The 4199-nt window shown below is 66.8% G+C and carries 4 protein-coding genes; all 4 read right to left on the reverse strand.

The window, feature by feature from the left end; translation table 11 throughout:
- Positions 1-9: 9 nt before the first annotated feature.
- Entirely contained in the window at positions 10-1527 is a 1518-nt protein-coding gene (locus AC4FAH_RS07675) for an ABC transporter ATP-binding protein (protein ID WP_490245848.1), read from the reverse strand.
- Positions 1524-2441, reverse strand: a complete 918-nt coding sequence (locus AC4FAH_RS07680) for an ABC transporter permease (RefSeq protein ID WP_197738734.1) — start codon at positions 2439-2441, stop codon at positions 1524-1526. The genes AC4FAH_RS07675 and AC4FAH_RS07680 overlap by 4 nt, the downstream gene beginning before the upstream one ends.
- Positions 2438-3364, reverse strand: coding sequence for an ABC transporter permease (locus tag AC4FAH_RS07685; protein ID WP_054556011.1), 927 nt, complete (start codon positions 3362-3364; stop codon positions 2438-2440). The genes AC4FAH_RS07680 and AC4FAH_RS07685 overlap by 4 nt, the downstream gene beginning before the upstream one ends.
- Positions 3361-4199: ABC transporter substrate-binding protein (locus tag AC4FAH_RS07690; RefSeq protein WP_490245849.1), on the reverse strand; the 839-nt coding region annotated here is incomplete at its 5' end. The genes AC4FAH_RS07690 and AC4FAH_RS07685, both read right to left, overlap by 4 nt.

Raw genomic sequence — 4199 nt, forward strand, 5'->3', positions numbered from 1 at the left:
GGTGAGCGATCAGATCTCCTGACGCGCCTTCAAGCGACCTTCCTCTACTACCAGCACGCGATCCGCGACCTTGCGCAGCAGTGCCGCATCATGACTGACCAGCACCAGCGCCGTGCCCTGCTCGCGCACCATCTTCACCATGCAGGCGATCACCTCCTGCTGGACCAGCGGGTCGAGGCGTGAGGTCGGCTCATCGGCGAACACGAAGCGCGGCTTGATCAGCATCAGACGCAACAGCGCGAAACGCTGCAGCTCGCCACCCGAGACCTGTCCCGGCAGACGCGAGAGCAATTCCGGCGCCAGGCTCAGTTGCTCCATCAGCTGCGGCAGCTGGCTGTCGTCGAGACCATGGCGTGCGCTGAGATCCTTCAACAGCCGCCCCAGTGTCCGGCGTGGCGGGAAGGTCGCCACGGGGTCCTGGTAGAGCTTCTGATATTCCAGGCGTTCGGCATGCTGGACCACGCGTCCTGAATGCGGTGGCAACAGGCCGAGCAGTGCATCGCCCAGCGATGACTTGCCACAGCCTGAAGCGCCCTGGACGCCGATGATCTCACCGCCCTTCACGCTGAGTTCCACGTCACGCAGCAATGTGGTGTCCCCGCGCGCGATGGTCAGATTCTCGGCGCGGATGATGGTCTCGCCTGCCGCCTTGCCATCACGGCTTGCACTGTCGGCTGCCGGCTTGAAGGCGGCCTCCGGCCAGGCCTGCGGCGCGGCATTCACCAGGCGTCGGGTATAGGCATGTGTCGGCGCGGCCAGCACGTCACGCGTAGCGCCCTGCTCGATCACCTGCCCCCTGCGTACCACCATCAGCCGGCCACCGATCTGGTGCGCCAGCGCCATGTCATGGGTGATGACCATCAAACCAGCACGCGGTGTCTCGGCCAATGACTTGAGCAGCAGCTCGCCGATCTCGCTGACGCGGGCGGCGTCCAGCCCCTTGGTCGGCTCGTCGGCGATCAACAGCGGTGCGCCGCCGGCGCGGGCGGCCGCAAAGGCCACACGTTGCGCCATGCCACCGGACAGCTTGCCCGGCAGCTGCTCGCTGGCCGCGGCGACACCCAACTGCTCCAGATCACTGCGCGCGGCCGCGTGGGAGGCCTGTGCCGAACGCCCCGCGACCAGTCGATATGCCTCACCGACCTGACGAATCACCTTCATCAACGGGTCCAGCGCCAGCCAGGGCTCCTGGGGCAATACCGCCAGGCGGCGACCCCAGAGCGGGTGACGATTCTCTGGCGTATGCAGAGGATATGGCTCGCCGTCGAGCCACAGGCTGCCGGAGGCCACAAGCTCCGGGGGCAGCGTGCCCAGCAGTGCCTGAGCCAGCAGACTCTTGCCGGACCCCGTCTCACCGATCACCACCAGCGGCTCTCCCGCCTTGAGCGCAAGCGAGACAGGCTCCAGCAGCGCCGTCTGCGCGCCCTGGACCCGCACGCTCACATCCTCGGCACTTAGCACCACATCATCCGCCGTTGCCCCATCCCGCGTGTGAGAGGCTGGCGTGGTCATTGTCGCGACATTCATGGGCGCGCTCCTTCGAGGGTGTCCGCGGCGGTTGACGTTCTGGCCTTGCTGCCGGACATCAGCAACAGCCCCAGCAACAGCAGGAAGGTAACCAGCACCGGCGTCAGCAGCGCGAATGGCGCTTCACGCCAGTACGGCAACAGCTCGACCATCATGGTGCCCAGCTCCGGCGTGGGCTCCGGAATGCCGACATGCACGAAGCCCAGCGCGGCAATCGCCATCAGGGCGTTGGCCATGCCGAAGGCCATCGCCGTCATCATCACGGGTGCCATTTCCGGCCACAGGTGATGACGAAACCGGTACCAGGCCCCGAAGCCCAGCAGACGGCTGGCCTCCACACCGGGACTCGCCAGCACGCTGCGACCGGTGGCGCGAGCCAGGCGGAAGAATTCCACCCACAGCACCAGCGACAGACCCAACCACAATGCCAGCGGCGTCGACGGCAGGATGACGCTGACCATCAGCACCAGCAGCAGCCCCGGCAATGCCAGCAGGCTGTCTGCCACCAGGCTCAACAGGCGCTCGGCCCAACCACCGCGTCCCGCGGCCAGCAGGCCCAGCGAAATGCCCGAAAAAGCCGCCAGAATCACCGCCCCCGCGGCAATGGAAAGCGACAGCCCGAGCGCCGCCACCAGGCGGTGATAAAGGGAGCGCCCAAGGTGGTCATAGCCCAGCGGGGCGCTGGTGATCACCTCGCCGGCGTCAGAGACACCGACGGCATCCGCGCCCTGCAGTGCACGATAGAGATGCTGCTCCAGCGGGTCTCCCGGTATCACCAGATTGCCCAGCAAGGCCAGCAGCACCAGACTGGCGACCATCGCGGCCCCGATCACCCGGCGCAACGGCCAGTCAAGACGTGGACGACGCACGGCTTCCACGCGCTGCGGCGCAAGCCCTTCCACCACCTGATTCATTTCACACCCCGTGGGTCCAGTTGGCGACCCAGCAGATCGACCAGCAGATTGATCAAGACAAAGCCGACGCCCAGCACCAGGGCGGTGCCCTGCACCATCGGCACATCGCGCGAGAAGATGGCGTGCACCAGCGCATGGCCGATGCCCGGCCAGCCGAAGATGCTCTCGATCACCACCACACCCTCCACCAGGGTCACGAACTGCAGTCCCAGATAGGTCACCAGCGGCAAGGCCACATGGCGCAGGCCGTGACGCCAGAAGGTCTGGGCGTTGCTGAGGCCCTTCCAGCGCGCGAAATCATGAAAGGCCGTCTGGGTGACGGCGGCCATGGCATCACGTGCCAGGCGTGCCGATACCGCTGCCAGCCCGAGCGCCAGCGTCATCGCCGGCAGAATGAAGTGCTGCGGCTCACCGTGACCGGCGGCCGGCAGCAGGCCCATCTCCACCGAGATCAGCAGGATCAGCACCAGCGCCAGCAGGAACTGCGGCGTGGCACGCAGCAGACTGCAGACGGCCAGCAGGCTACGGTCCAGCCAGCCACCGGCACGCAGACCGGCCAGCAGCCCCAGCGGCGGGCCGATCAGCAGCGAGATGCCCAGCGCCGCGCCGGCGAGCGACAGGGAGTTGCCCAGCTGATGACGAATCTCCACCCACACCGATTCACCGGAAATCAGCGAGGTGCCAAGCTCCAGGCGCAGGATATCGCCCAGCCAGTAAAGGAAGTGCAAGCCGCCCTGTGCCTCGAGGCCCAGTTCGGCGCGTACCGAGGCCGCAGCGGCCGCATCCAGCGCATCATAGCCATAGCGGCCGGCCGCGATACGCCAGGCGGCATCGCCGGGCAGACTCTGCATCATCAGATAGCTGGCGCCGCCGACCATCAGCACCACCATCAATAGCTGCAACAGACGTGAAGGGAGATTCATTGTGCCCACCGCAATTCTGAAAGGCCGAAACTACGCTCCCAGGGATCTACCTGAGCGCTTTGCAGTCGATTGGAGATCGCCAGGTTCTGGTAGTACCAGGCGATGGGGATCACGGGCAGCGCCCGCTGGATCACGCCGCTGGCCTGGGCGCGCGGGTCCTGCCCTGCCGGCGTGGGCCCATAGCCCTCGCGTGCCATGCGCTCAAGCTCGGCGGTGAAGTCCGCATCGAACCAGCCCATCGCGCCCCAGTCGCCACCAGGGGCCTCGGGGGTTCCCGCGTAATCGCTCAGCACGTTGCCGATGGGGTCCGGCACCATGGCCAGATTGCGCGCGAACAGCGCCATGTCGAGACTGCCGTCGTGGTGGCCGGCCGGAATCGCCGAGAAGTTGGTGATATCCAGACGCGTCTGGATGCCGATGGCGTGGAACTGGCGCTCCAGCACCGTGGCGACCAGCGGCAGCTCCGGACGGTCCGAGAAGGTGATCAGGCTGATCGCGAGGCGCTGGCCATCCTTGTGGCGGATACCCTCCTCGCCGACGGTCCAACCTGCGGCGTCCAGCAGTGCACGCGCCTCGGCGACGTCCTGATGCAGCTCGGGCAGTGCGGGGTCATGCCAGCCTTCCACCATCGGCGGGAACAGCTGGCTGGCGCCACGCGGATAGCGCAGCACGACCTGAGCGATGGCGGTGCGATCGATCGCCAGACTCAATGCACGCCGTACAGCGGGGTCCTGAAAGGCCGGATGATTGGCGTTGACCTTCAACAGCATCGTGCGCGGCGTCGCGGCCGCTGCCAGAGTCACACGCGGCGACTGGGAGAGACGCTGGCGACTGG

The organism is Cobetia sp., assembly GCF_983723665.1.